Raw genomic sequence first — 26,555 nt, 5'->3', positions numbered from 1 at the left:
GGATGAGGGCGACTGAGCCGCAATAGATATCCTCATGCTGAGCCTGTCGAAGCACGAGGATATCGGCCCCTGAGAGGAGCCGCTTCGTTGACCCACGATCGCATCACCTTCGACGGCCCCGTGATCCTCGGGGCGGGCCTGGCGGGCCTGACCGCCGCCCTGGCCGCCGCGCCGCGCAAGGCGTTGGTGCTGTCGCCGACGCCGCTGGCCACCGGCTGCTCCAGCGCCTGGGCGCAGGGCGGCATGGCCGCGGCCTTGTCGGACGAGGACGCCCCGGCCCTGCACGCCGCTGACACGATCGCGGCCGGGGCGGGTCTCTGTGATCCGGCCGCCGTCGCCTTGCTGACCGCCGAAGGCCCCGCCGCCGTCCGCGCCCTCGCCGCCCTGGGCGCCCCGTTCGACCGTCAGGCGGACGGCGGCTTCGTCCTGAGCCTGGAAGCCGCCCACGCCAAGGCCCGGGTGGCCCGGGTCGGCGGCGACGGAGCCGGGGCGGCGATCATGGCCGCGGTCATCGCCGCCGTCCGCGCCGCGCCGTCGATCGAGGTTCGCGAGAACGCCCGGGCCCGTCGGCTGCTCCAGGACGCGGCCGGCCGCGTCGTCGGCCTGATCGCCGAGATCGACGGCGCCCTGGTCGAGATCATCGCGCCGGCCGTGATCCTGGCCACCGGCGGGGTGGGCGGCCTCTACGCCGTCACCACCACGCCGGCCCAGGTGCGCGGCGAGGGCCTGGGCCTGGCCGCCCTGGCCGGGGCGGAAATCGCCGATCCGGAGTTCGTGCAGTTCCACCCCACGGCCATCGACATCGGCCGCGACCCCGCGCCCCTGGCCACCGAGGCCCTGCGCGGCGAAGGGGCGATCCTGCGCAACGCCCCCTTGGGCGACAAGAACGGCCGCGCCTTCATGGCCGACTACCACCCGGCCAAGGAACTGGCCCCACGCGATGTCGTGGCCCGCGCCATCCATGCCGAACGGGCGGCCGGCCGCGGCGCGTTCCTGGACGCCACGGCGGCGGTGGGCGAGCACTTCCCGCACGAATTCCCGGCCGTGTTCGCCGCCTGCATGAGGGCCGGGATCGACCCGCGCGTCCAGCCGATCCCCGTGACCCCGGCCGTGCACTACCACATGGGCGGGGTGGCCACGGACCTCGACGGCCGCACCAGCCTGCCGGGCCTGCTGGCCGCCGGCGAGTGCGCCAGCACGGGGGTGCACGGCGCCAACCGTCTGGCCTCCAACAGCCTGCTGGAAGCGGCGGTGTTCGGGGCCCGGGCCGGCCGGGCCGCGCGTGACCTCGTCATGGGCGGCGCGCCCCTGGCCGCCGCGCCGACGCCCGACCTGCCGGACTCCGCCCTCCAGACCCTGCGCCAGGCCATGAGCCGCGACGCCGGGGTGATCCGCGACGCCGACGGCCTGTCCCGCCTGGTCGCCGTCCTGGACACGCTGGAGACCGCCCACGGCCCCGCCCCCACCCTGGTCGCCGCCCAGCTGATCGCCCGCGCCGCCCTGGCCCGCCAGGAAAGCCGAGGCGGCCATTTCCGCGCCGACTTTCCCGCCACGGCTCTGCCGGAGCGGACCTTCGTCACCCTTCCGGACCTGGAGTCGGGCCGCGCGGTCCGGTACGCCGCCGAATGATCACCCCCCTGCCCGACCTCCTCGTCCGCCCGATCATCGACATGGCCCTGGCCGAGGACCTGGGCCGGGCCGGCGACATCACCGCCCAGGCCTGCATCGATCCGGACGCCCGCCTGTCGGTGGTCTGGGCCGCGCGGCAGGACGGCCGGGTCGCGGGCCTGTCCTGCGCCCGCCTGGCCCTGGCCGCCCTGGACCCGGCGGCGTCCTTCGAGGTCGTCACGCCCGACGGCGCCGACGCCGCCCCGGGCGCGATCCTGGCCCGGGCCGAGGGAAACGCCCGCGCCGTGCTGGCCGCCGAGCGCACGGGCCTGAACCTGCTGGGCAAGCTGTCGGGGATCGCCACCCTGACCCGCGCCTATGTCCGCCTAGTCGAGGGCACGGGCGCCACCATCGTCGACACCCGCAAGACGACGCCCGGCCTGCGCGCCCTGGAGAAATACGCCGTGCGCTGCGGCGGCGGGATCAACCACCGCTTCGGCCTGGACGACGCCATCCTAATAAAGGACAACCACGTCGCCGCCTGCGGCGGGGTCGGCGAGGCCGTCCGCCGGGCCCGCGCCTTCGCCGGCCACCTGGTCAAGGTCGAGGTGGAGGTCGACGGGCTGGACCAGCTGGAGGACGCGCTGAAACACGGGCCGGACGTGGTCATGCTCGACAATTTCAGCCTCGACGACCTGAGAGCCGCCGTCGCCCTGGCCAAGGGCCGGGCGGTGCTGGAGGCCTCGGGCGGGGTCAATCTGACCACCGTCCGCGCCATCGCCGAGACGGGGGTGGACGTGATCAGCGTCGGCGCCCTGACCCACTCGGCCCTGACCCTGGACATCGGCCTGGACGCGGTCTGAGCGGGCGCCCGGCCGCCAAGGGCGCCAAGGGCCGCCCGGCATGAATTGCGTTCGTAGCTCGACCTAGAATTGGTAGGTTGCGGCGCTCGCCGTTCAGTGGCTCGATCCAGCGTCGCCATCGAACAGCCCCCCTCTTGATCATGACCAGTTTCAACGCGCCGGGCCGGCGTTGGTCGGCTTGAGACGTTGGCGCGACCTCTCGACGCCGCCGGACTCCTGGAAGCTGACATGATCCGCCTGTCCCCTCTGGTCGCCACGCTTGTCGGACTGATCGCTTCGACGGCGATGGCCGAGCCGATCATCCTGCGGGCGGGCCCCGTCGCCTATACCGTCGATCCCGGCACGCTGGAGATCAGGGCGCGGCCGGACGGCGCGGCGACGGCGCTCCTCATGCCGCCGCTGCACCCGCCCGAGGCGGCCACGATCGCGCCGGAGGGCGATGGCTGGCGCTGGACGGACGCGGAGGGCCGCTCGTTCGCCCTGTCCATCGAAGGCCAGGCCCTGCGCTTGCGGATCTCCGGCGTGAAGGGCTCCAGCTTGGCTTGGCCCATGCCGCCGGCGACCGGCGGGACCTGGCTGATCCCCGACGGGGAAGGCATGGCCTACCGGGCCGACGACCCGTTCTGGCGCGCCGCCTACGCCCAGGAAAAGTGCCTCGGCGGGACAAGCCTGTTGTCCTTCCCCGCCTGGAGCCATCTGGATGGAGCCCAGGCGGCGACCTACGCCCTGCAGGACGGCCTGCTGTCGAAGCTGTGTCTGCACGACCAGGACGGTCTGCAGGCGCGCCTCAGGCACGAGTTCGGCGACGGGGCCCAGACGCTGGACCTGCTGCTGGCGCTGCGGCCGCCCGAGCCGTTGGCGCCGGCGCTGTTCTACCGCGAGGTTCTGAAGGCGCGCGGTCAGTTGAAGACCTTCGCGGACAAGGCGACGCCGGACTTGCCCCGGCTGTTCGCCGCACCGCACGCCTATGTCTTCGACGACGGGCGCGAGCTCGACTTCCTGGATGACCTGAAGGCGCTGGGGATCGACCGCGTGGTGCTGAGCTACGATCAGGATCCGCGCAGCCACAAGCACATCGTCGGTCCGGCCTACCTGGCCAAGGCGAGGGCGCTGGGTTTCCTGGCCGGTCCCTACGAGGCCTTCGACAACGCCCAACCGGCCGCGACGGCGGACATGCCCTCGGCGATCTGGAGCGAAGATCTCTACCCGTCGGGCTGTGTCGTGGACGCGGCGGGCAAGGTCGTGGCCGGCTTCGCCAATCGGGGTTGCGCGATGTCCAGCGAGGCCATCGTGCGGCGCTCCGGGCCGTTCTTTCCGGCCCTGCGTTACGCCGGCCACATCAGGGACGGCGCCAGCCAGGTGTTCGTCGACGTCGACGCCTTCGGAAACTTCCAGGAGGACCACAGTCCGGACCATCCGATGTCGATGGCCCGGGACCGCGACAATCGAAAGGCCCGTCTGGCGCTTGCCATCGACTCCTTCAAGCTGGTGCTTGGCTCGGAGAACGTCACGGCCTGGAGCAGCGGCGTCGCCCACTATTCGCACGGGACCGCCCAGGCTCACGCCTCGGCCGTATGGCCGCTGCTGGGCGACCAGAAGCGGTTCGGCGGCTTCTGGCCGCCCGACCGTCCCGGCGTCTTCTTCAAACCGTTCCAGCCGACTCCCGACGAGGCCCGCGCCCTCTTCGGCGCCGCCGATCGTCTGCCGTTGTTCGAGGCGGTGTTTCACGACTCCGTGGTCGCCTTGGACCGATGGGAGTTTGGTCTGATGAAGGTCCCGAGCCAGGCGAATGGACGGTTCGCGCGGTCGCTGCTCTACGGGACACCGACGATGTGGAGCTTGGACCGGAACGAGCTGGCGCGGGTGGGGACGTGGCTCAAGGCGGCGCAGGACGACTTTCGACTGGTCCACGGCGCGGGGCCGCCCGTCGCGCTTACCGGCTTCCGCTGGCTGACGTCCGACCGGCTGGTGCAGCAGGTCACCTATGCCGACGGTCGCACCCTGATCGCCAACTTCGGCGAGACCACCTGGCAAGGCCTGGGAACCGATTGCGTGCGCGTGGACACGCCGGGCCGGCGGGCGGTCGATCTTTGCCCGCCGACCAATCGCCCCTAGCGGGTCGCGCCAACAGGCCGAGGCGGTCTGCATTTCGGGCCCTCCCCCAAGGCGCACGGGCGAAACTGCAGGTGGCGCCTCACACTCGCCACGGGTTAAGCTTGGCCTGCGGCGGGACGAGAGTGGCGGCGCGTAACCTCAATACGACGTTCGAGCGCCATGGAATCCGCCCAGGTCCTGACCCCCGCCACCCTGACGCCGTTCCTGCTGAACGTCGCGCCGGTTCTGCCGATCTTCATCTGGGGCCCGCCCGGTATTGGCAAGTCGGCCCTGGTGCGCGAGTTCGCGGACGCCGTCGGCCTGCCGTGCGTCTCCTTGCTGGGCTCCCAGCTGGCGCCGGAAGACATCATCGGCGTGCCGCAGATCGTCGACGGCAAGTCGCGGTTCTGCCCGCCGACCCTGATCGCCCGCGACGAGCCCTATTGCCTGTTCCTGGACGAGCTGAACGCCTGCTCGCAGGAGGTCCAGAAGGCCTTCTATTCCCTGGTGCTCGATCGTCGGGTCGGCGAGTTCGAGCTCCCGAAGGGAACGATCGTTATCGGAGCCGGCAATCGCGCCGAGGACGCGGCGATCACGCGGCCGCTGTCGTCGGCCCTGGTCAACCGGCTGGTCCACGTCCAGCTGCGCGCCTCGGCCAAGGACTGGCTCGACTGGGCCAATCGCAGCGGCCTGCACGAGCTGGTGGTGTCCTATGTGACCCAGCGCTCGGACCACCTGTGGTCCAAGCCGCCCAAGCATGAGGAGCCGTTCTCCACGCCCCGGGCCTGGGACATGATGTCCAACGCCCTGAAGGCCTACGGCCCGGCGATCACCCTGGAAGAGATCAACGTTCTGGCCAGCGGCCTGTTGACCCCCGCCCATGCCCGTCAGTTCGTGGCCTTCGCCAAGCTGCGCGACCGCGAGCACGACCTGGCCGCCATCCTCAAGGGCGATCGCGGCTGGCCGGAGCGTCCGGACGAACGCGACATTCTCTATTTCCTGGTCCAGCAGCTCCGCGACCGCCTGATCAAGGAGCTGCCCGACGATGAGACGAAGATGGGACGCGACACCCGGCAACTGGCCAATCGCGCCAAGGAGCTGATCGTCAGCCTGTCGCGGATCTCGACCGAGTTGGCCCAATTGGTCGTCACCGAAGCGGAGAGCGGCGCGACCCTGCCGGCCTGGTACACGATCGACCTCGCCCGCGCCCTCCCGCGCCTGGCCGCCCAGCGCGCCTGACGCCGTGTCCAAGGCGCGCAAGGATCCGCCCAAGGAGAACATCCGCGCGATCGAGGCCGGGGTTAACCTGCTGCGCGCCCATCCCCTGTTCGGGGCGCTTGGACTGGACCGGTGGTGGACGCCGCACCTGAAAGGCGAACCGTTTTCGCCCAAAGGCTATGCGCGGCTGCACAGCCATCCTCACGACCATCGCCAGCGCGAGGGCTTCGCGACCACCGTCGAGGCCAACCCGTGGCAGCGGGCGACACCGGAGGAATGGGCCCACGTGCTGGGCCAGGCGCTGCTGCACATCTATTTATGCCATGCCGATCCGGAGCGGTCGGACGACGCCTGGCCCGTGGCCTGCGAGGTGGTGGCGGAGGAGTTCCTGCGCGCGCTCGATGTGGGCCGACGTCCTGAGGCGCTGCGTCCGGCCGATCTCCCGTCGCTGGGCCGCGATGTCGAGTCCGTAGCCAACGCCCTGCGCGAGGGCGGCGCCTCGCTACTGGCCCTGTATGGCGTCGGCCTGGCCGCCGGCGCGCCCAGCTTCACCTTCACCAGCGGTCTTCCGCCTCTGCCGGCGAAGGTGCGCCGAGAGCGTCAGGAGATCCTGGCCGCCGCCATTCGCGCCAGCGTGGTCAAGGCGATCTCGGCGGCCGGCGACACGGCGCGCGGCGTGTCGACGGCGCAGCGCAATCCCAATTCCATGGCCCAGAGGGCGCGCTCCTGGTTCGTGGCCAGCTACCCGCTGCTGGGGGCGCTGGCCGCCGCCTTCGAGATCGTCGAGGACGCCGCCCTCTGCGAACTGCACGACATCGCCGTCGCCGCCGTCGATAGCGAGCTGCGGCGCGTCTACATCAATCCCAAGTTCGCCTGGACCTATCCGGGCATGCAGTTCGTGATGGCCCATGAGCTTCTGCATGTCGGCCTGCGCCACGAGGCTCGCCGACAAGGGCGCGAGCCCTATCTGTGGAACGTGGCCTGCGACTACGTGATCAATGGCTGGCTGGTCGAGATGGGCGTCGGCGAGTTTCCCACCGACGATCTGCTGCTGGACCCCGAGCTGGGCTTCGAGAAGGAGTCGGCCGAGGCCATCTACGATCGGATCGTCGGCGACCTGCGCCTGACCCGCCGCCTGAACAAGGCCCGCACCCTGCGCGGCCAGGGCAAGGTCGACATCATCAGCGAGCGCCCGCCGGCCTGGTGGAGCGGCCCTGGCACGGACCTCGACGCCTTCTATCGCCGGGCCTTGGCCGATGGCCTGGACCTGCACGTCGCCTCGGGGACCCGCGGCCTGTTGCCCGGCGATCTCGTCGAGGAAATCCGGGCCATCCAGCAGCGGCCAATCCCTTGGGACGTGCAACTGGGCCAGTGGATGGACGCCTTCTTCCCGCCGCTGGAGGCCAAGCGCAGCTTCGCCCGGGCCAGCCGCCGCCAGGCCTCGACGCCCGACATTCCCCGGCCGATCTGGTTGCGCCCGGAAGAGCGCTTGGCCGCCCGGACCTTCGGTGTGGTGCTCGACACGTCCGGTTCGATGCCGCCGCGCCTGCTGGCCCGAGCCCTGGGCGCCATCGCCAGCTACGCCCTGAGCCGCGAAGTGCCACGGGTACGGGTTCTTCAGTGCGACGCCGGCGTTCACGACATGGGCTATGTCGAGCCCGAAACGCTCCTTGGTCAGGTGGAGGTGCGTGGCCGGGGCGGCACCGTGCTGCAGCCGGCGATCACGCGCCTGGAGGCCGACGCTCGCTTTCCCAAGGACGCGCCAATCCTGGTGATCACCGACGGAGGCTGCGATGCGCTTTCGATCCGTCGAGAACATGCGTTCCTGATGCCTGAAGGCGCGCGGCTGCCCTTTCATACGCGCGCCCCGCGCTTCGCGTTCGAGCGTGGCGACTAGTCGCCAGATCGCGTCGCTCCCCCGGGGTGAACAACCTTCAGAGCTTCGACACCTAGAGCCGCAGCCCGCACAGCCCGGCGGTGATCGCCGCCGAGAGCGCGGCCGCGCCCGCCAGGCCCGCGCCCCACAGGCCGTTCACGAGCTCCCGGCGAACGCCGTGTGCGAGCAGCACCTGGCGCAGGCCGCAGACCAGGTGAGCGACGACGAAGAAGGCCCCCAAGGCGTAGTGCGGCACGAGCCGAATGTTCCAGGCGTCCCGCAACAGGCCGTCGGGCGCGCCCGTGGCCCAGGCCCAGTCGGTTTGGATGTGATGGACCATCCGCGCGGACACGAACGCCGAGTTCATGTGGGTGAGGATGAAGGCCGCCAGATAGGCGCCCGACCCCACCTGGATCGCCCGCGCCACGTCCAGCGGACGAGCGCTCCACCGCCAGGCCATGGCGAGCCCGCCGAGCACCTGCAACAGAAACAGGATCATCAGCACCGGCTCGACGAAGGGTGACCGATAAACCACGCGGCCCAGCTTCATGAGGCGTGCGTGCGCGTCCGGACCCAGCAGGCCCGTCAGGTGATTGAAGAGGTGGAAGGCCACGAACAGCAGGATCAGGACGGCCGCCACGCCGTGGGCGACCCGCAGGCGAGGCCACGACCGCGGCTCGTGTTCGGTCCCGGCGGACTTGCCGAGCGCCGTCGCCAGACCCAGGCCGATCCACAGGACGGACCAGGGCCAGACATCCTTCACGGGCGAATGCAGCAGGCCGGCCAGGACGCCGGTCAGGACGAACAGGGGCGGCGCGGCCAGTCCGGCGAAGGCAAGGCGGCGGGTCGCGACGCTACGCTGTCCAGCGCGGGACAAGGCCAGCGCCAGGCACGACAGCGGCAGGGCGAAGGCGACGGCCAGCCAGGCGCCCGCGACCAGCGTCAGGCCTTCGGTCGCCGCCGCGCCATGAAACGCTCTCAACGCCCAGGGATAGAGCAACGCCGCCGCGACGGGCGGCCAGGGCGCCAGGCCCCGTCGCCCGTCCGCTGAAACCTCTGTCGACACGCCGCGACCCTCGTTCGCCGCGCACCACGGCGGCGGTCGGACTAGAAAGCCGCAATGGTCCATTGCATAGGGCCAAATCTGGTGAAATTTGGTGGACCATGAACCCAGCGCCCGACCTTGACGCCTTCGCCATCGACCGGACTTCCGAGCTGCCGCTGCACCACCAGCTCTATGAGCGGATCCACGTCGCGATCCGTGACGGCCGTTTGCCGCCAGGGACGCGGCTGCCCTCGACCCGCAGCCTCTCGACCCAGCTAGGCGTCGCGCGCGGCACCGTCGACGCCGTCTACGCCCGCCTGGCCGGCGAGGGGCGCCTGACCGCCCGCCGTCCAGGCGGGACGGTGGTCAGCCCCGGTTTTCGCTCGCCGTCCGGCGCGCCCATGCCCTCGCCCGCGGCGCGGCGGCAGGAGCCGTCCGAGCCTTGGCTGCCCCTGCAGTTGGGCTTGCCGGCGCTGGATCTCTTCCCGCGCAAGACCTGGACCCGCATCCTCGCTCGGCGGGCGCGCCAGCTGCCGGTCGACGAGATGGTCGCGCCCGATCCGATGGGTCTGCCGGCGCTGCGCGAGGCGATCGCCGCCTATCTGGCGGTGTCGCGCGGGGTCACCTGCGACCCCCACCAGATCGTCATCACCCACGGCTATCAGGACGCCCTGAACTTGACCGCCGATCTTGTGCTGACCGGGGGCGACGAGGTCTTGATCGAGGATCCGGGCTACGGTTTCGTTCAGCGGGCGCTGCGCGCGAGGACCATGACCGTCGTCGCGACGCCGGTCGACGAGGCGGGATTGCGCGTCGATTGGGCGCGCGCGCACGCGCCCCGCGCCAAGCTGGCGATCGTCACGCCGGCGCACCAGTTCCCGCTCGGCGTCACCCTCTCGCCAGCCCGACGCCGCGCCCTGCTGGCCTGGGCCACCGAAGGCGAGCGCTGGATCCTGGAAGACGACTACGACAGCGAGTTCCATTACAGCGGCCACAAGCCCGCGGCCTTGAAAGCCATGGATGTGGATCAGCGGGTCTTCTACGCGGGCAGCTTCAGCAAGTCGCTGCTGCCGTCGCTGCGGCTGGGCTATCTGGTCCTTCCGCCGCAACTGGCGAACGCCGCGGGGACGGCCCAGCAACTGCGCCACCGCGGGGTGGCGATGTTCGAGCAGCTGGCCGTGGCCGACCTGATGCGCCAAGGCCACTTCGCCCGGCACCTGCGCCGCATGACGGTGCGCTACAAGGCGCGGCGGAACGCGCTGGTCGCCGCGCTGGAACGCCGGTTCGGCGACAGGATCGTCCTTACCCACAGCGCCGGCGGCCTGCATGTGCTGGGGCGCTTTCCCGGACAGGGCGACGATGTCGCCCTGGCGCGGCGGGCGCGGGCGGTCGACCTCGGGCCGGCGCCGCTGTCGGGTCAGTACCTGACGCCCGGCGAGGATCAGGGTCTGCTGATGAGCTTCACCAACGTCCCCGAAGACCGAGCCGACGAGATCGTTGCGAGGTTGGCGGGCGCGATAGGATGAAACGTGTGGAAGACGCGCCGTCCAAGTGAACGGCGGCCTGTTCCTCACGCCCCTCCCTTCCACGATTGGAGCGCCCTTCAGAAACCGGACATTCAAGCGCTTGGCGATGACGACCGGCGACTGAAGGGCTTGGCCGAGGCCTAGAAGAGGAAGTTGTGGTAGGCGATCGCGTCGAGCCCGACGCCGGACAGCTGGACGACGTCATCGAGATGCCCGCCGGCTCCGTCCACCGTTCCGGCGAACACGAAAACGTCCGCGCCCACCTTTACGGCGGCGTAGACATTGGTCGGGTCGCCAGGGACGAGACGCGCCATCGCGAAGGCAAGGGCGTCCGCGTAGCTGTCCGCCGTCGAGGTCTCGAAAGACCAGGCCCCTTCTCCCGCCGCCCTCAGGGCGTTGTTGAAGACCAACTGATCGTCGAGCCCGAACCCGGTGATGATGTCCACGCCTTCGCCCAGGGCGTCGATCGCCACGGAGTCGCCGACGTCGAAGACGAAATAGTCCTTTTGCGCACCGCCGCTCAGCGCGTCCTGCCCCTGCCCGCCGACCAGGGTGTCCCGGCCTTCGCCGCCGACCAGGACGTCGTCGCCATCGCCGCCACGGAGCACGTCTCCGCCTTGGGCGCTCGCCGTCAGGAGATCGTCACCGGCGCCGCCGTCCAACAGGTCTCCGCCGCCTATGGCGGTGAGCGTGTCGTTTCCGCCGTTCCCGAAAAGTCCGTTCTCCGCCGCGTTGCCAATGAAGGCGTCGTCGTAGTTCGAGCCCCAGATACCCTCCACGGAGATCAGCTTGTCCGAGCCGTGTCGCGCCGGATCGTAGGGGTACTGAACCGGGACGCGCAGGTCGACAAAAGCGCCCGCCGCGACGCCGTCGTCATAGCTGATGGTGTCGTACCCCTCGCCGCCGTCGATGAAATCGACACCGGCGCCGCCCTCGAAATGGTCGTCGCCGGCGCCGCCGATCAGCGTGTCGTCGCCTTGCGCCCCATGCAGATAGTTGGCGCCCGCATCCCCGATCAGAACGTCGTTGTGCACGGAGCCATAGAGGTTTTCGACGCCGTTGAGCACGTCCACGCCACCGCCGCCGGTGGTCTGGGGCGTCGCCAGGTTCAGGTCCACCCTGACGCTGGCGGTCGCATCCTCGTAGGAGGCCCAGTCGTTCCCGCTCCCGCCATCGATCGTGTCATCGCCGGACCCGCCCAGCAGGTAGTCGTCCCCTCCGCCGCCGCGCAAGATATCGTTGCCGGCGCCGCCCGCCAGGACGTCATCGCCTGAACCGCCTTGGAGCGTATCGGCCCCGCCATAGCCATAGAGCACATCGTTTCCGGCGCCGCCGATCAAGACATCGGCGCGATCCGTCCCTTGCAGTTCCATTCTGAAACACTCCAAAGCCGCTGAAACCTATGCGACTGGAATTTGCAAGGCGCGTACCGCTTTGGTTGCATAGCGCCGTTCCGCCGCGGCCCTTCGCCTTGTCGACGACTTCCGCTCTGGGAAGAGATCGTTCGATGGGTGGCCCCCGCCGCAAGGGAGCAGAGCTTGCAACGCCAAGAGGTCGCTCCCCTCGACGGCGCCCCCGGAGCCTCAGACTACCAAGCTCCATGCATGATGTTGTTTTATAGAGGTAAAATCAGAAGAAAGCACCAAACGACCCGCAGTTTACAGGTCGGTTTACAGCGGTTACAGCCGCATACAGATGAATTTCCGCCGGGCGGATATCCACGAGTTTTTGATTAGGAGAAAATGGCGCGCCCGGAACGATTCGAACGTCCGACCCTCAGATTCGTAGGCCGATAGAAGCGACTACCAGGGAACACCACCGTATACGATGGTCTACGGCAACCGATTGTTTTCGCTTGTCTTTGCGGGTCGCTTTCTACGACAGAAGCACATCTAGCACGCGGCTTTTCACTCCCGCCTGCTTCCTATTTGCTTCCGACCTGGAGATGTGATGGCGACAAAAAATATCAAGATCGGCGAACGAACCGTTGCTGCTCTGCTGGCGACCGGGAGGGACTACAAGGTCTTCGACGAGAACCTGCCGGGCTTCCACGTCCGGGTACAGCCAAGCGGCACCAAGACCTATGCCGTCTTCTATCGCAACCACTCAGGCAAGCAGCGAACCATCACTCTTGGGCGAACTGAAACAGTCAAGGCTGAAAAGGCTCGGCGGATGGCACTCCAGCGTCTGGCTGAGGTAAGCGGCGGTAACGACCCCTCCCTGGAGCGGCAGTTGCAGCGGAGAGCGACGACTGTGAGCACGCTGTTCGATCATTACCTCGAAAAACACGCCATTCCGAACAAGCGACCACGCTCCGTCGCAGGTGACCGGATTCTGTGGCGCCTCCACCTTGAACCCACCTTTGGGAACATGAAGGTCGCGGCGATTGGCCGTGATGACGTCGAGGCGTTCATCCGCTCAAAGCAGAATCGTAAAGGTGCGGCCAACCGGGCGGTAGCGCTGCTGTCGACTATGATGAATTTCGCCATTCGATGGGAACAGCGTGCCGATAACCCCTGTCGACTTGTCAGGCGGTATGAAGAACTGCCGAAGGAACGCGCGCTTACCCCCAAGGAAGTTGCGAAGCTGAGGAGCGCCCTCGACGCAGACCATGACACCATTGGCGCGGAGGCGATTAGGTTTCTTATCCTGACCGGTGCCCGCCGTGGCGAGGTCCTACAGGCAACTTGGAGCCAATTCAGGATAAACGATGGCGCGATGGTGTGGGTGGTTCCGCGCGAAAATCTCAAAGCTCTCGCCAAAGGCCAAAGGGAACTTGTGCGTCCACTGGCAAAGGAAGCGGTGGCGCTGATCCGCGCCAGGGAGAAATTTCGAGGTAATGACACGGACCTAGTTTTTCCGAGTCTGCTGGGCTCCGATCAAGGCCGATACGACCTGAACGCAATTTGGAAGCGCGTGACAACTCGGTCCGGCCTCGTCGGTGTCCGTGTGCACGACTTGCGGCACTCATTCGCATCCGCTGCATTCAACGCCGGTCTGCCGCTCGACATGATCGGCAAGGTACTAGGACATGCCGATGTTCGCACGACCCAGCGATATGCCCACGCCAACCGAGCAAGCCTTCAACTCGTCGCTGACACGGTTTCAGACTTCTACGGATAGTGGGCCGCTGGTAGGCCGCCCTGCAGACAAGCTTGGCACCTATGGCGGCGAGGGTTAATCATCGCCGCCATGCTCCACTACGTCCATTTCCAGTTCAAAGATCGGGACGCCGAACATCAGCGATACGGCTCCCGAGAGCTGGCGATCAGCCAGGCCAGGGGCTTAATGGCTTCAATGCGGGCGGTATCGGCTGCTGTGACCGACGCAAACGGCAACCTCGTTTGGAAGTCTCCCGATCCCGAGTGATACCGACCTCAGACGCGTCGCGCTCTCACAACCAACACCATCGACGCGCGTGAAGGCTGACAGCTTCACCGTGGGTGGTACAAGGGAGTCTTGAACCGACCCGAATCGAAATCGAGACTCGATGGCCTTTAGTAAGCTGCAACCAGCCTACCAGCGCCTGCGCGAAATCCACGCCGAACGGCGCAAGCCTATCGTATTTTGGACCGGAGCCGGCCTCAGCATGCCGGCGAAACTTCCAAGCTGGCCGGGTCTCCGCGACCAGTTGATCGACCGGGCCATGGAAGCGCTAGTCACGCTGCCTGAGGCTGAGGCTTCGGAACGGGAAGCTGTGCTGGAGGGGGCAAAGGTCAATCCAAGCCTCTGGGACGCATTCCAGGCCATCAAGTCGACTATGGGCTCTCATGAGTTTAGAGAGGAAATCCGCGAAATCCTCTCCCATGCCCGCGACGTCGAAATTCCGGACGCCTATCGACTTATCTGGGAACTCCCCGGCGTCCGGGGAATGCTCACGCTCAATCTGGACGAGTTCGCGCTCAAATCACACAGGCGAACCCGCCTTAGTGAAGACGTCGTCAGCTTCGTTGGCCGAGACGCCCCAGACTTCGCTCACGTGTTGGGCAAGGGCCGCCCCTTCATCGCCAATCTGCATGGGATAGTAGACTCTCAGAAGAGCTGGATATTCACCAACGATGAAGTTTCTTCGCTCATACATAGCGTAGGATACAAGACCTTTATCGCCACGGTCTTTAGTCAAATGTGCGTGGTATTTATAGGAATTTCGGCAGAAGATGCCTCCGCCGGCGGCTTTCTCGACCAGCTGACTAAATCAGGCCTCGATCTTGGCGAACACTTCTGGATCACGGACCGAACTGACGCGACCATGCGAGCCTGGGCCGGAGATGCTGGGCTAGGTGTCATCCGGTACTCACCGGTAATCTCTGGCGACGCCGGCGATCATGTTCCGCCGATCACAGACCTATTGACCGACCTGCGTGACTACGTGTCCAAGGACGCGCCCGCAAAGCCATTGATCCCCGATGTCCACTCCGTTCCACATCTCGACAGCGTAGGCAATCTACTGATCGACGATGTTGACGTTATGCGCACAAAGCTCAGCGGCTATGCGAAACAGCTCTTGGAGTCCGACGAATTTGGGCGAGATGCTGCATACGAGCAGTTTTTAAACGACTATGGCAGGTGCATCCATCAAGCTTGGTGGATAACAGAAACATCCCCGGGGAACAGTTTCTATGGATATACAATAGAGCAGGCCATTTCGCGGTCGCCATTTTCGACTGTTTGGCGCCTAAAGGGTAATGACGGCAAAATATACGCTCTCAAGGTTCTTGAAATTCGAAATCTTCGTAGCGGACCCGAAATCGAAAGCTTTAGGCGCGGAGCGCAGTCGCTCGGCTTTCTAACAGCCGCGAGCGTTCCTGGCACCCCCGCTCTAAAGGTGGCGTTCGAAATTCCCACCTCAGTCGTGATGGATTTTGTCGAAGGCGAAAACTTGGTCCAGATTGCGGCGCAGCGGTCGTTTTCGCCATGGACAGACGGCTTGGCCATTATGGAAAAGGTCTGCGAACATTTGCGGTTCGGACACAACCTTCCACAGGGGGTTCTACATCGTGACGTGCGGCCCTCGAATATCATGGTCCCATATTTTTACTGGCAACCTGACTTCCTAGAGGGCGAAGCGCCAAAGAAGCATGAGGTAAAACTTCTAAACTACGATATGTCTTGGCACTCTAACGCAAAAGGTCAGGCAATTGCTGGCGACATCGAGGAATCCGGTTACTATGCCCCGGAATACACGAGCGGCGACATCGATCATCAGCGCTCGACCCTCGTGGACTCCTACGGCGTAGGCATGTGTCTGTATTTTGTCTTTACAAAGACTCCTCCGCCACCGGGAGGATGTAAGTCCACGGATTGGCAAGGTTTACTGGACTCAAGTTTCCGCCCCAACGTCAAACACAAGTGGCGCTCTGCTGCGACGCGGGTTCGACGTCTGATCGATCGCGCCACTTCACCGACGCCCGACCAGCGGCCCGTCATGGACCAGATTGCTGCGGAACTTCGCACGGTGCGCCTGGCAATCGAGGGTCATACAAAACATCTAACGGCGGACATGTGGGCAGAAGAATTGATTAGCCAGGCCGAGGAAGCTGAATACACTTCGGACGTGAATGGCGTCCGCTTTATGCGCGAACCACGGGCGGGTAGGACAATCACTGTAGAAGGCGACCTTCAAAGAAATAGAGTGGTTGTGAGCTTCCGAAATCAAGCACTTCCTTCCACAGATCGTTCTAAACTTGACCGTATTTGGTCCGAAAAATTGCAACGTGCCCGTGAAGTTCTTACCTCCTACAAATGGATGGTCTCCGATCGTACAGCGTACGGCAACATGGAAATCCTTCTTTCAGCGGAGGTCGATGTCGAAAACCTGTCTATGGACTTCAAAAGATACCTGGAAGGATTGAAGCGAGGTCTTGATCTAGTTCGAATTGAATAGATTGAGATGGAATCAACCGCCCCCCGGGGGACTCCGTATCTTTGGGTGGGGCCCAGTGCCTCGGCAGGAGGGCCACCCAAGGCGGCTCGGAATTGACCGGTTTCGATACATGAGCGGCAAGTGTATCGAAAAATATATTGACGCACATTTCGATACACTCGATATTCCGAGCTACCTTTTCGATGCACGGAGTGTCCATGCCCCGCACGTTCGCCTACTGCCGCGTCTCCACGAGTGATCAAACCGCCGAAAACCAGGCGAGGGAGATCGAAGCTTCCGGCTTCGCGATCGAACCGCAGCGCCTTGTGACCGAAACCGTCTCGGGATCGACGCCCGCCTTTGAGCGGCTGGGCTTCGCCAAGCTTGTCGACCGATTGGAGGCCGGCGACGTGCTGGTGGTCACGAAGCTTGATCGTTTAGGCCGCAATGCCATGGACGTCCGAGCAACTGTAGAGCGGCTCAGCGCGAGCGGCGTTCGTGTTCATTGCCTTGCACTCGGCGGCGTCGATCTCGCGAGCCCAGCAGGCAAAATGACCATGGGCGTTATCGCCGCCGTTGCTGAGTTTGAGCGCGATCTTCTGATTGAGAGAACACAGTCAGGCCTGGCGCGTGCGAAAGCCGCTGGCAAATCGCTGGGACGTCCGTCTCGCCTCTCCGCCGAAGAACAACGCACGGCCCTCGCCAAACGGCAGGCCGGAGCCTCACTCGGCGCCCTCGCCAAGGAATACGGTGTCTCACGGGCGGCGATTCAACGCCTGGAACGGAAGTAAGAGTGACAGCCCCGCCCCGCGCTCTTCACTCAACCGGACGGCGGGCTTAGCTAAATACTGAGGTCACCCGGCAGCGTGGCCGCCAAGTCAGCAAGCAAGCCGTCATCGGGCACGCCAATCGCACGCGAGATAGCGATAAACTCGACAACATCGACGCGTCGCTCGCCAACCTCGATCTTGGCAACAAAGGACGGCGGCTTGCCTAGGCGCGCAGCCAGTTCTCGCTGAGTCAGACCGTAGGATTTCCGCGCCTCGACCAGCAGCGTCACCGCCGCCTGGTATGCCGAAGACGAAACCCAACCCCTTTTCATCAGCCGCTTGCCCCGCGCTAGGGCGCCTTGCTATGCGGGTATCGATCTGCTCCCATTTTAGGAGCGGCGTGTAGGTAGCGGATTGCGCCAAGGCGTAGTGGGTATTGGGGCTTCGATTTGACTGAACAACGACCGGGCTACAGCGCCATCACCCACGCTGTACGTGCAGGACTGATTGGGGGCGTAGCGATCGGACTCATTTCCTGCGAGTCCGAGACCCATGCAGAGGCCCGACAAGCAAAGCACCGGGCCGAGCAAGCTGCGATAGCGGCGCGTCAGGACCGCGCACGCGCCGTGGAAGCGGAGCGCGCAAATGCCGAAGCCCGAGGAAATACCACCGCCCCTTCCCCCCGCGATCCGATCGCCGCGCAGTATGCCGCCAGTACCGCTGCGGCCAAGCAGGCGGGTGTTGGACGTATATGCCGGGCGGCGATTGCAACGGTAATGGGCCGCGACCCGAGCACGATCAAGGCGGCGCCGGCACCGGATGCGACCACGGACCAGGGAATGACCGTTCGAACCCGTTACACCCGGGCGTCCGACGGGACCGTCTGGCGGAATGAATGCTCGGTGGCGGGGAATAGAGTTCTATGGGCCGCCGTGGATGCCGACGGGTCGGTAGGGCGCAAACGACTTGAGGACCAAATCTATTTCCGAGCCGAAGGCCACAACATTACGATCCAACTCGAAATGGACGGTCAGCGGGTTTCGGAAAAGACCTATCTCGTCCCTTAGGTCGATGGACGAGAGTGGGGAAAGTTCCCCGCATTCTCGCCAAGACTAGGGGCTATTGGCTGCGCTGACCGTCGTACCAAGCCCGCGCTTTCTGTCTCATGCCATTAGTTGCGAACAAGGTGGCATTACCGCTGCCTTGCGCTGTCAGCGCGTTACCGGTGACGTCAACATGCTTGCCAAGGTATCGAGCCCACTTCCACGGAGTGGTGATGGTCTCGGTGATTTGGACCTGCCTTCTGCCGCCCTTCCAAGCCCCCAGGGCGGCCTTTAGCGCACGCCGGAAGGTACGGCGCTGACGGACGCGCTCCAGCCCCTCAGGAGCCGCACAATAGGCCCCGTGGAGGTGTAAAGCCTCGCCCCCCTGGCAGGCTCCGAATGAAGCATCTTCCACTACAAAGAAATAATCAGGAGCAGCCATCCCGACGCGAGCAAACTCGCTGCGGACTGATTTTTGAATACAATCCCTCATGTATGACGCAAAGCCGAGCTTAGATGTGGACGCGCGCTCGATGACCGCTGCACCAATGTGCGCCGTCACGGTGGAGCCTATTTCATTTCCGACCGCTCCGCACATCGCCATAATTTTTAAGCGATCACCCGTATGATCCCAGTGCGGGACCCAAACAGCCTGCTCCGTAATCCCGGAACCAGCCTCTCTTTCAATCTCCGCTTCTACTATTCTCCTTTCTTCTTCTCCTAATCCCCTCTTCATATACTTAACTACAGCGTCGCGACGGGCAGTAAGCCGCACAGGCACCCCCGCTTGCTCAAACCCGGAGATTACAAGGGCTATGGCATCGTCTCGAAGATGGGATCGCCTCGACGCCCGATATGGCTTTCTTGACGCAGCTGACTTCAGCCGAGCTACAGTCTGCGCATGTCGAATTGCTACACGTCTACTCGCCGCGCGCTCATTCATCACAGCCCGGCGCAGATCGGCCTCAATAGTACGTCGCACCACTATCGGCGCACCCCGCCCAGCAGGGAACCGACCGCCACCACCAGCGCAACAGCGCATGATCCGAGAACATCACGCTCGTTTAGGAGCTTGGGGAGCACGGATCGCGGCGTTTCGCTCGGCGGCCCATCGGAGAACTGGACATCAACCAGGCGAAAGAGGCCGTGAGTCTCCTCGACCCATACATTTTTGAGATCGCAGAGAATGAGGCGAGACGGCACTGTGAAGGCAGGGCCTTCCGAACACCCCTCCCCACCCATTGCCGCCCACTCCCGCGCAATACGCTCCAACCAATCTCTTCCGCCGCGCTGCAACAATGCGGCAGCGCCAACGAGTGAAAAGCCGGAATACTCAGCCAAGGACACTATGGCCCGCGCGATCTGAACATCCTCAGCGGCCCAAGCCCTCTTACGACCTCCACCATCAATCGTTTGATAGCGGGGCTGTAGGAGCTTCACGCCAAGCACCTTCTTCAACGTAGGAACAGACGGCAGGCCTGATGCAGATAACAGCTCCTCGTCGTCGATGAGTTTGAGCGAACCCTCCACAGGAAGCTTCGTCGGATCGGGTTTGGAAGGTGCGCTTGGATTCACAGATGCCTCTTGATTGCAGCGTTCGGATATTTTAATTACCCGATCGTCGCCAGTTCGACAATCACCTAGAGCGCCCGGAGCGCAGTTAGAGAGCTACATGAACCCAGACCCGATTTTCCTTTGCACGAAGAAGGCCGCCAAAATTCTCGATGTTAGCTATCGTACGCTTGAGCAATGGCGCCTTCTAGGAAAAGGACCAAAATATTCAAAGCTTGGCCGAAGCGTTCGATATCGCTTTGACGACCTAATGCAATTTGCAGCATAGCACCTATAGGCACTAGAGACTTATATCCATGACATGGGCGCGCATCTTTGAGCGCGCTCATTCATTTGGACATTTCGGAAGCGCATTTAGGGCCGCAAATTCACTCCAGATATTAATCCCGACATGGAAAAAACCTGGAGAAAACCTAGACTAATGTGGAAATCCCCACGCCATCGACGCCCTTGAGCGGTCTCTACTTCTAAGGACGGTCCAAGCCCTCCTCGTGATGCGATAGCCCTATAAGAAGTCGGTTATCGATCGTCGTCCAATGACACGACGGGGATCGGTCCTGGCCGCGAATCTGTAGGACTTCGCCCCCCATTCGCACCCAGCGGCACCAACACCCCGGCTAACGCACCTTCAACAATCCACAGCGAATTTGCCGACGCGCTACCAGCGAGAACGTCCGCGCGAGTTGCTTCCGGCCTGCTTCCGAGCAACCGAACAAGCAGCTCGCAGCCCGTGCATAGGACTCACAAGCAACTGAAATAACTTGAGAAAATGGCGCGCCCGGAACGATTCGAACGTCCGACCCTCAGATTCGTAGTCTGATGCTCTATCCAGCTGAGCTACGGGCGCGCATTGCCTTTCGGCGAGGCGGGGGAGATAGCCCGGACGATCCGGGGACGCAAGCGCCTTTTGATGCAGAACGCGCGAAGTTTGTGGAGAAGGGCTTGCGGGCCTTGACCCGCAAGGTCCCGCTCCCTTCTTGAGAGGAACGACCTTGGCCGCGCGGGGATCGCAACGGCGCGCTCCTCGTTTCCGTGACCGGGGTCTTCGAGAAAGTTCGCCATGCGCCTGATCGCCACCCTGCTCGCCTCCCTGCTCGCCGGCTGCGCGGCCCTTTCGGCCGAGGCGACGCCACCGGCCCCAGCCCCGGCGGCGGCCCCGGCGGCGGCCCCGGCGTTCGCCTACAAGCCGAGCGGCATGGTGGCGGCGGCCAATCCGCTGGCGGTCGAGGCCGGCCTGCGGGTGTTGCGCGACGGCGGCACGGCGGTGGACGCGGCGGTGGCGGTGCAGGCGGTGCTGGGCCTTGTCGAACCGCAGAGCTCGGGCCTGGGCGGCGGGTCGTTCATGGTGTTCTACGACGCCAGGACCGGCAAGGTGACCGCCTATGACGGCCGCGAGACGGCGCCCCAGGCGGCGACGCCGCAGCTGTTCATGGGGCCGGACGGCAAGCCGCTGAACTTCGTGACCGCGGTCCTTTCAGGTCGTTCAACAGGCGTGCCGGGGGCTGTCGGCATGCTGGCCCAGGCCCAGAAGGCGCATGGCAAGGCCGCCTGGAACACGCTGTTCAAGGACGCCGAGCGCCTGGCCGACGACGGCTTCACGGTCAGCCCGCGCCTGGCCGGCATGATCAACAGCCCGCGCGTGCCGCAGAACGTGGCCCCGGACGTGATCGCCTATTTCACCAAGCCGGACGGCCAGCGCTACCAGGCCGGCGACACCCTGAAGAACCCGGCCTACGCCGCCACCCTGCGCGACCTGGCCAGCAAGGGTCCCAGCGCCCTCTACGAGGGTCCGCTGGCCCAGAAGATCGTCGACCGGCTGCACCAGGGGGACCTGGCCTCCAGCATGACCCTGGCCGACCTGAAGGCCTACAGGCCGCGCTCGGCCGACGCCCTGTGCCGGCCGTGGAAGGTCTACACCGTCTGCGTGCCCAATCCGTCGTCGAGCGGCGTCTCGGTGCTCCAGGCGCTGATGATGCTGGAGCACACCGACATCGCCAAGCGCGAGCCGACCGATCCGGTGGCCTGGACCCAACTCGCGGAGGCCGAGCGCGTCATGTACGCCGACCGTGACCGCTATGTCGGCGACCCCTCGTTCGTGAAGGTTCCGATCGAAGGGCTGCTGGATCCGGCCTATGTCGCGCAACGGGCCAAGCTGATCGGCGAGGCCGCCGGCCCGGCCCCGAGCTTCGGCCTGCCGAAGGGCGCGCCTGCCGTCGGCCCGGACAAGACCCAGGAGCCGGCCGGGACGACCCACATGGTCATCGTCGATCCGATGGGCAATGTGGTGTCGATGACCACCACGGTCGAGAGCGTGTTCGGCTCGGGCCGGATGGTCGGGGGGTTCTTCCTCAACAACCAGCTGACCGACTTCAACTTCGACCCGCACGACGGCGACGGCGCGCCGGGCGCCAACGCCGTGGCCGGCGGCAAGCGCCCGCGCTCGTCGATGGTGCCGATCATCGTCCTGGACAAGGACGGCAAGTTCCTGGCCGCCGTGGGCTCGCCGGGCGGCTCGGCGATCCTGTCCTATAACCTGAAGGCCATGGTCGGGGTGTTCGACTGGGGCCTGACCATGCAGCAGGCGATCAGCCTGCCCAACCTGGTCGCGCGCGGCGACAGCTTCTCGGCCGATGTCGAGAAGTTCGGACCGGAGATGACGGCGGCCCTGCAGGCGCGGGGCGTGGCGATCAGGACCGGCCAGAACGAGACCTCGGGCCTGCACGGCGTGATCGTGCGGCCGGGCGGCGTGCTGGAAGGCGGCGCCGATCCCCGGCGAGAGGGCGTGGCCAAGGGATTATAATTTTACATCCGCTCATCCCGGCGAAGGCCGGGATGAGCGGGTTTCCTGAAGCGCTCAGGGCTTGGACCGCGCCTTCGGCTTCACCGGTTCGGGCGACGCTTCCGGCAGCGGCTCCGGCGTTCCCGCCAGGGTCAGGTCGAACACCGAGCCGCCGGGCCCGGTCTCGACCAGGGCCAGGTCGCCGCCGTGGCCCTGGGCCAGCTCGCGGGCGATGGCCAGGCCCAGGCCCGTGCCGCCGCGCCGCACCGAGCCCACGAACGGCTGGAACAGGTTGTTGCGGGCCTTTTCCGGCACGCCGGGGCCGTCGTCGGACAGCCGCAGGATGCTGAGGCCCTCGGCGCGTCGCAGCTCGACGAACACCCGGCCCTTGCCGCCGCGGTCGGGGGCGCCCTCGATCGCCTCGCGGGCGTTGCGCAGCAGGTTGGTTAGGATGCGGTGCAGCTGGTCCGGGTCGGCCAGCACCTGCTCGCGGCCGTCGATCACGGTCTCCAGGGCCACGCCCGTCGGCTGCAGGCCGGCGTCCTCGGCGGCCATGTCCAGCGCGGCGCGCAGCGGGGCGGCGCGCAGGGCCGGGGCCGGCTCCTTGGACTTGCCGTAGGCCATCACGTCGCTGGCCAGGGTGATGGCGCGGTCCAGGGCGCGTTCGAGGCGCGGCAGGGCCTGGGCCACCTTGGGGTCGCCCAGGGCGGCCAGGCGGTCGGAGGCCATCTGGGCGCTGGTCAGCATGTTGCGCAGGTCGTGGTTGATCTTGGCCACCGCCTCACCCAGCGCCGCCAAGCGCGCCTTGGCCTGCAGGGCGGTGATCAGGTCGGTCTGCATCATGTCCAGCTCGCGCTCGGCGCGGCCGATCTCGTCGCGGCGGCGCGAGACCACCACCCGGGCGGCGGGGTCCTCGGGATTGGCCCGGAACCGCTCCATGGCCAGGGTCAGACGCTGCATGGGCCGCACCAGCAGGAAGTTCAGCGCCAGATAGATCAGCCCGCCGGCCAGGGCCGCCACGAAGATCGTCACCGCGGCCAGACGGCCCAGATAGCCGACCAGCAGCGCCTTGAGCTGGGCGTCGGGCAGGACGATCTCGACGAACTCGGCCTCCTGGCGGAACCGCGGCTCGGCCATCACCCGCACCATGCTGCCGGGGGCGCTCTTGAGGGTGAAGAACGGGGCGGCCAGCCAGGAGCCGGGGTTCTGGCGGCGCAGGTCGACCAGGTAGGGCGTCTTGATCTTCAGCCCACGCGGCTCGGTGGGCAGGACCAGGCGGCGGGCGCCGTCGACCTCCAGCGCCACGATCACCACCCCGGCCTGGTCGAGCAGTTGCTGCGACACCCGATCGGTCACCCGGCGCTCGGGATCCGCGTCGGCGATGGTCGAGGCCAGTTCGGCGGACCGCACGCGGTCCAGCAGCCACTGCTTTTCGAAGTCGGCCAGGGCGGGCGGCAGGATGAAGGCGGCGGCGATGGCCACGAACAGGGCGGTCAGCAGCAGCAGCCGCGCCGACAGGCCGCCGGGCCAGGGAAAGCGACGCCCTGGCTTGGGAGGTTCCGACACTGCGGGCGCGACCGGCTCGGTCATTCGTCTGGGTTACTTCACGTCTGGGGCTTGGGCAACGCGCCGGTTACGCCAATAGCGCCACAGCGGCGGCAGCAAGGCCAGGGCGCCCATCGCCGCGATCGGCAGGTAGATGCGCGGCGAGAACAGCGTGTGCATCGTCACGGGCTCGCCGCTGGCGAAGATGTGGCCCAGGCCCGCGCCGATGCCGGCATAGACGAACGAGCTGGGGATCATCCCCAGGAACGAGGCCAGCAGGTAGGTCCGCACGGGGATGTTCATCAGGCCCGAGGCGACATTGACCAGCAGCAGCGGGAAGGCGGGGATCAGTCGCAGGGTCAGCAGGTAGGAGAAGGCGTCGGCCTTGAAGCCCTCCTCGATCCGGGTCAGCAGGGCGCCGGGCTTCTGGCGCAGGAAGTCGCCGAAAGCCGTGCGGCAGACGAGATAGACCACGGTCGAGCCGCCGGTCGCTCCGGTCACCGCCGCCGCCCCGCCGCCGATCGGCCCGAACAGGAAGCCGCCGGTCAGGGACAGGATCAGGGCGCCCGGCAGCGAGATCGACACGGTGGCGACGTAGATCAGGATGTAGATCGCCGCGCACTTCAGCGGATTGGCCGCGGCGTAGGTCTGCAGGGCCTGCCCGTGGGCCTGCAGGGTCGCCAGGTCGAGCTTGCCGGCCAGGCCGCTGGCCAGGGCGACGATCAGCAGGATCAGCAGGGCGCCCAGCGGCCCGAACCGGCGCAGCCAGGCCAGGGTGGCGTCGGGCGTCATCCCGCGCCGACCGCGTCGGTCGCCGAGGCGAAGCCTTCGGCGCGCAGCCTGGCCGCCAGCTCGCGCTTGATCCGCTGGACCAGGCCCGGGCCGCCATAGACCAGGGCCGAATAGAGCTGCACGGCGCTGGCGCCGGCCCTGATCTTGGCCAGGGCGTCGGCGCCGCTGGCGATCCCCCCCGCCCCGATCAGGGCCAGGCGGCCGCCGTTGGCGGCGTGGAACCGGGCCAGCATGGCGGTGGAAGCGGCCAGCAACGGCCGGCCGGAGAGGCCGCCGCTCTCGCCCTTGTGGGACGAGGCCAGGTCGGCGGGGCGCGCGATCGTGGTGTTGCTGACGATGATGCCGTTCAGGCCGTTGGCCGCGACGGTCTCGACGATGGCCTCGACCTCGCCGTCCTCCAGGTCGGGCGCGACCTTCAGGAAGATCGGATAGTCAACCGTGCCGGCCGCCTTCAGCAGGCCGCGCGCCTCGGCGATGCGGCCCAGCAGCTCCTCCAGCGCCGCCTTGGTCTGCAGGGCGCGCAGGCCGGGGGTGTTGGGCGAGGAGATGTTGACGGTGAAATAGTCCGACAGCCCCCACAGCCGCGTCAGGCCGGCGACATAGTCGGCGATGCGGTCGGCGGCGTCCTTGTTGGCCCCGATATTGGCCCCGACCACGGGTCGCCGCCGTTCAGGAACGGGCGCGGCCTTCAGGGCCGACAGGCGCGCCGCGAACGGCTCCAGGCCCTCGTTGTTGAAGCCCATGCGGTTGATCACCGCCTGGTCCTGCGTCAGGCGAAACAGCCGTGGCCGCGGATTGCCGGCCTGGGCCAGGGGCGTGACCGTGCCGCATTCCACGAAGCCGAAGCCGGCCTGGGACATGGCGGCGGGGACCTCGGCGTTCTTGTCGAAACCGGCGGCTAGGCCCACGCAGTTGGACAGCGACAAGCCCGCGACCGTGCAGGCCAGGATCGGGTCGTCGACGTCGGACTGGCGCGGGCCCAGGCCCATCTTCAGGCCGCGGATCGCCCAACCATGGGCGTCCTCGGGATCCAGCGCATGCAGGGCGCGGGCGGCGATGTCGTGCAAGGTCATTGGGGCAGGCTCATGCGGCCAGCTCGCCCAGGATCGGCGCGCCGTCGGCGTCCAGCGCGATCGCCCGTTCGGCCATCACCTCGTCCACCTTCAGCGCGCGGAACAGGTGCGGGAACAGGGCCCCGCCGCGCGAGGCCTCCCACTTCAGGGCCTCGCCCAGGTGGTCGGCCTCGACGGTCAGCAGCATCAGGTCGGACTGGCCCTTGAAATAGAGTTCGGCCGTCCGCTGGGCGGTGTCGTGGCCGGAGAAGTGGATGAAGCCGTCGGCCAGATCGACCGCCGAGCCGGCGAAGACGCCGGTCGCGCGAGCAGCGTCCCACTCGGCCTTGGGAAGGATCTTGTAGATCTTGCTCATTCGCCGCCGTGTCCGCCGTTTTCCGAAGCATAGAACAGGTGGCTCAAGGTCGGGGCTCCGTCGGGATCGATCGAAAACACCGCGACGGTCGCGGTGGGAAACTTGCCGCGCAACTGGGCCAGCCGGGCGGGATCGGCCGGGCCGCCCAGGGCCAGGCGCAGGGCCAGTTCGTGCAGGCCCGGATTGTGGCCCACCACCATGACCGTTCCCGTGTCGGGCGCCTCCTCGCGAATCGCCGCCAGCACGTCCTGGGCCTCGGCGTGGTAGAGGTCGCGGCGGGTGGCGGCGCGCGCCCTGGGAAAGGCCGGGGCGGCCGCGTCCCAGGTCTCGCGGGTGCGGCGAGCCGAGGAGACCAGGGCCAGGTCGGGCGACAGCCCGGCCTTGGCCAGGACCTTGGCCATCAAGGCCGCGTCGTTCTGGCCGCGCGGCGCCAGGGCGCGCTCGAAATCGCCGCCCGACGCGGCGTGCTGCTCGGCCTTGCCGTGGCGCATGAGGATCAGTCGGTCCATGATCCTCCATAGCCTTGACCGGAG

The 26,555-nt window shown here is 66.4% G+C and carries 22 protein-coding genes and 1 tRNA gene; 12 read left to right on the top strand and 11 right to left on the bottom strand.

The annotated features are described in order from the left end of the window. The first annotated feature begins 87 nt into the window (after nucleotides 1-87). The 5 genes from ASD47_RS24705 to ASD47_RS24685 all read left to right on the top strand — a co-directional run bounded on the left by ASD47_RS24705 (nucleotide 88) and on the right by ASD47_RS24685 (nucleotide 7,680). Entirely contained in the window at nucleotides 88-1,629 is a 1,542-nt protein-coding gene (locus tag ASD47_RS24705; protein ID WP_056762456.1) for an L-aspartate oxidase, read from the top strand. Then, the gene (gene nadC, locus ASD47_RS24700; protein ID WP_056762455.1) at nucleotides 1,626-2,471 is read left to right on the top strand and encodes a carboxylating nicotinate-nucleotide diphosphorylase; all 846 of its coding nucleotides are present in this window, start codon (nucleotides 1,626-1,628) and stop codon (nucleotides 2,469-2,471) included. Before ASD47_RS24705 ends, nadC begins: the two co-directional genes overlap by 4 nt. A 228-nt stretch (nucleotides 2,472-2,699) precedes the next feature. Then, entirely contained in the window at nucleotides 2,700-4,586 is a 1,887-nt protein-coding gene (locus ASD47_RS24695; protein ID WP_056762453.1) for a glycoside hydrolase, read from the top strand. A 159-nt stretch (nucleotides 4,587-4,745) separates the two neighbouring features. Next, the gene (locus ASD47_RS24690; RefSeq protein WP_056762451.1) at nucleotides 4,746-5,804 is read left to right on the top strand and encodes an ATP-binding protein; all 1,059 of its coding nucleotides are present in this window, start codon (nucleotides 4,746-4,748) and stop codon (nucleotides 5,802-5,804) included. A 4-nt stretch (nucleotides 5,805-5,808) separates the two neighbouring features. Continuing rightward, on the top strand, nucleotides 5,809-7,680 hold the full coding sequence (locus ASD47_RS24685) for a VWA-like domain-containing protein (protein ID WP_056762449.1): 1,872 nt from the start codon (nucleotides 5,809-5,811) through the stop codon (nucleotides 7,678-7,680). 52 nt (nucleotides 7,681-7,732) lie between these two features. On the opposite strand, the gene ASD47_RS24680 is transcribed toward ASD47_RS24685, so the two are convergent. Then, nucleotides 7,733-8,725, bottom strand: a complete 993-nt coding sequence (locus tag ASD47_RS24680) for a hypothetical protein (protein WP_200945303.1) — start codon at nucleotides 8,723-8,725, stop codon at nucleotides 7,733-7,735. A gap of 98 nt (nucleotides 8,726-8,823) precedes the next feature. Between ASD47_RS24680 and ASD47_RS24675 the strand changes: the two genes are divergently transcribed. Further along, complete coding sequence (locus tag ASD47_RS24675) at nucleotides 8,824-10,230, top strand: PLP-dependent aminotransferase family protein (protein WP_056762446.1); 1,407 nt, start codon at nucleotides 8,824-8,826, stop codon at nucleotides 10,228-10,230. A 140-nt stretch (nucleotides 10,231-10,370) separates the two neighbouring features. Here the strand turns inward: ASD47_RS24675 and ASD47_RS24670 are convergent, their stop codons facing one another. Further along, nucleotides 10,371-11,603 (bottom strand): calcium-binding protein, encoded by a 1,233-nt coding sequence (locus tag ASD47_RS24670; RefSeq protein WP_056762444.1) that lies wholly within the window; start codon nucleotides 11,601-11,603, stop codon nucleotides 10,371-10,373. A 577-nt stretch (nucleotides 11,604-12,180) separates the two neighbouring features. Between ASD47_RS24670 and ASD47_RS24665 the strand changes: the two genes are divergently transcribed. From ASD47_RS24665 to ASD47_RS24660, 3 genes are all read left to right on the top strand, one after another. Continuing rightward, entirely contained in the window at nucleotides 12,181-13,353 is a 1,173-nt protein-coding gene (locus tag ASD47_RS24665) for a site-specific integrase (protein WP_056762442.1), read from the top strand. 367 nt (nucleotides 13,354-13,720) lie between these two features. Beyond that, a complete protein-coding gene (locus tag ASD47_RS26400) occupies nucleotides 13,721-16,114 on the top strand; it encodes an SIR2 family protein (protein WP_082564799.1) in 2,394 nt (797 codons plus the stop codon). Between the two features lie 197 nt (nucleotides 16,115-16,311). Beyond that, a complete protein-coding gene (locus tag ASD47_RS24660; protein WP_056762631.1) occupies nucleotides 16,312-16,884 on the top strand; it encodes a recombinase family protein in 573 nt (190 codons plus the stop codon). A 50-nt stretch (nucleotides 16,885-16,934) separates the two neighbouring features. Here ASD47_RS24660 and ASD47_RS24655 read toward each other — a convergent pair whose 3' ends face one another. Further along, entirely contained in the window at nucleotides 16,935-17,153 is a 219-nt protein-coding gene (locus ASD47_RS24655; protein ID WP_235526204.1) for a helix-turn-helix domain-containing protein, read from the bottom strand. Nucleotides 17,154-17,312: 159 nt separating this feature from the next. Between ASD47_RS24655 and ASD47_RS26925 the strand changes: the two genes are divergently transcribed. Further along, a complete protein-coding gene (locus ASD47_RS26925; RefSeq protein ID WP_156402422.1) occupies nucleotides 17,313-17,930 on the top strand; it encodes a hypothetical protein in 618 nt (205 codons plus the stop codon). A 52-nt stretch (nucleotides 17,931-17,982) separates the two neighbouring features. On the opposite strand, the gene ASD47_RS26920 is transcribed toward ASD47_RS26925, so the two are convergent. Next, complete coding sequence (locus ASD47_RS26920) at nucleotides 17,983-18,642, bottom strand: hypothetical protein (RefSeq protein ID WP_156402421.1); 660 nt, start codon at nucleotides 18,640-18,642, stop codon at nucleotides 17,983-17,985. Between the two features lie 248 nt (nucleotides 18,643-18,890). After that, nucleotides 18,891-19,436 carry a hypothetical protein gene (locus ASD47_RS26915; RefSeq protein WP_156402420.1) on the bottom strand — a complete coding sequence of 182 codons (546 nt, stop codon included), beginning with the start codon at nucleotides 19,434-19,436 and terminating at the stop codon, nucleotides 18,891-18,893. A gap of 142 nt (nucleotides 19,437-19,578) precedes the next feature. On the opposite strand from ASD47_RS26915, the gene ASD47_RS28385 reads away from it, so the two are divergent. Continuing rightward, nucleotides 19,579-19,746, top strand: coding sequence for a helix-turn-helix domain-containing protein (locus ASD47_RS28385; RefSeq protein WP_156402419.1), 168 nt, complete (start codon nucleotides 19,579-19,581; stop codon nucleotides 19,744-19,746). Between the two features lie 502 nt (nucleotides 19,747-20,248). Here ASD47_RS28385 and ASD47_RS24650 read toward each other — a convergent pair. Continuing rightward, a tRNA-Arg gene (locus ASD47_RS24650) sits at nucleotides 20,249-20,325 on the bottom strand. A 213-nt stretch (nucleotides 20,326-20,538) separates the two neighbouring features. Between ASD47_RS24650 and ggt the strand changes: the two genes are divergently transcribed. Then, nucleotides 20,539-22,278: a gamma-glutamyltransferase gene (gene ggt, locus ASD47_RS24645; protein WP_056762438.1), complete on the top strand. Its 1,740-nt coding sequence runs from the start codon at nucleotides 20,539-20,541 to the stop codon at nucleotides 22,276-22,278. Between the two features lie 54 nt (nucleotides 22,279-22,332). Here the strand turns inward: ggt and ASD47_RS24640 are convergent, their stop codons facing one another. The 5 genes from ASD47_RS24640 to ASD47_RS24620 are packed head-to-tail and all read right to left on the bottom strand — an operon-like array spanning nucleotide 22,333 to nucleotide 26,531. Beyond that, a complete protein-coding gene (locus ASD47_RS24640; protein ID WP_056762437.1) occupies nucleotides 22,333-23,847 on the bottom strand; it encodes a HAMP domain-containing sensor histidine kinase in 1,515 nt (504 codons plus the stop codon). Nucleotides 23,848-23,856: 9 nt separating this feature from the next. Next, a complete protein-coding gene (locus ASD47_RS24635) occupies nucleotides 23,857-24,594 on the bottom strand; it encodes a TVP38/TMEM64 family protein (protein WP_056762435.1) in 738 nt (245 codons plus the stop codon). Beyond that, nucleotides 24,591-25,667 (bottom strand): quinone-dependent dihydroorotate dehydrogenase, encoded by a 1,077-nt coding sequence (locus tag ASD47_RS24630; protein ID WP_056762433.1) that lies wholly within the window; start codon nucleotides 25,665-25,667, stop codon nucleotides 24,591-24,593. Before ASD47_RS24630 ends, ASD47_RS24635 begins: the two co-directional genes overlap by 4 nt. Nucleotides 25,668-25,677: 10 nt before the next feature. Continuing rightward, nucleotides 25,678-26,022: a DUF952 domain-containing protein gene (locus ASD47_RS24625; protein WP_056762431.1), complete on the bottom strand. Its 345-nt coding sequence runs from the start codon at nucleotides 26,020-26,022 to the stop codon at nucleotides 25,678-25,680. Further along, nucleotides 26,019-26,531, bottom strand: a complete 513-nt coding sequence (locus tag ASD47_RS24620) for a histidine phosphatase family protein (protein WP_056762429.1) — start codon at nucleotides 26,529-26,531, stop codon at nucleotides 26,019-26,021. Before ASD47_RS24620 ends, ASD47_RS24625 begins: the two co-directional genes overlap by 4 nt. Between the last annotated feature and the right edge of the window lie 24 nt (nucleotides 26,532-26,555).

The organism is Caulobacter sp. Root1472, assembly GCF_001426985.1.
GTDB lineage: Bacteria > Pseudomonadota > Alphaproteobacteria > Caulobacterales > Caulobacteraceae > Caulobacter > Caulobacter rhizosphaerae.
This window is presented reverse-complemented; position numbering and strand designations above follow the sequence as displayed.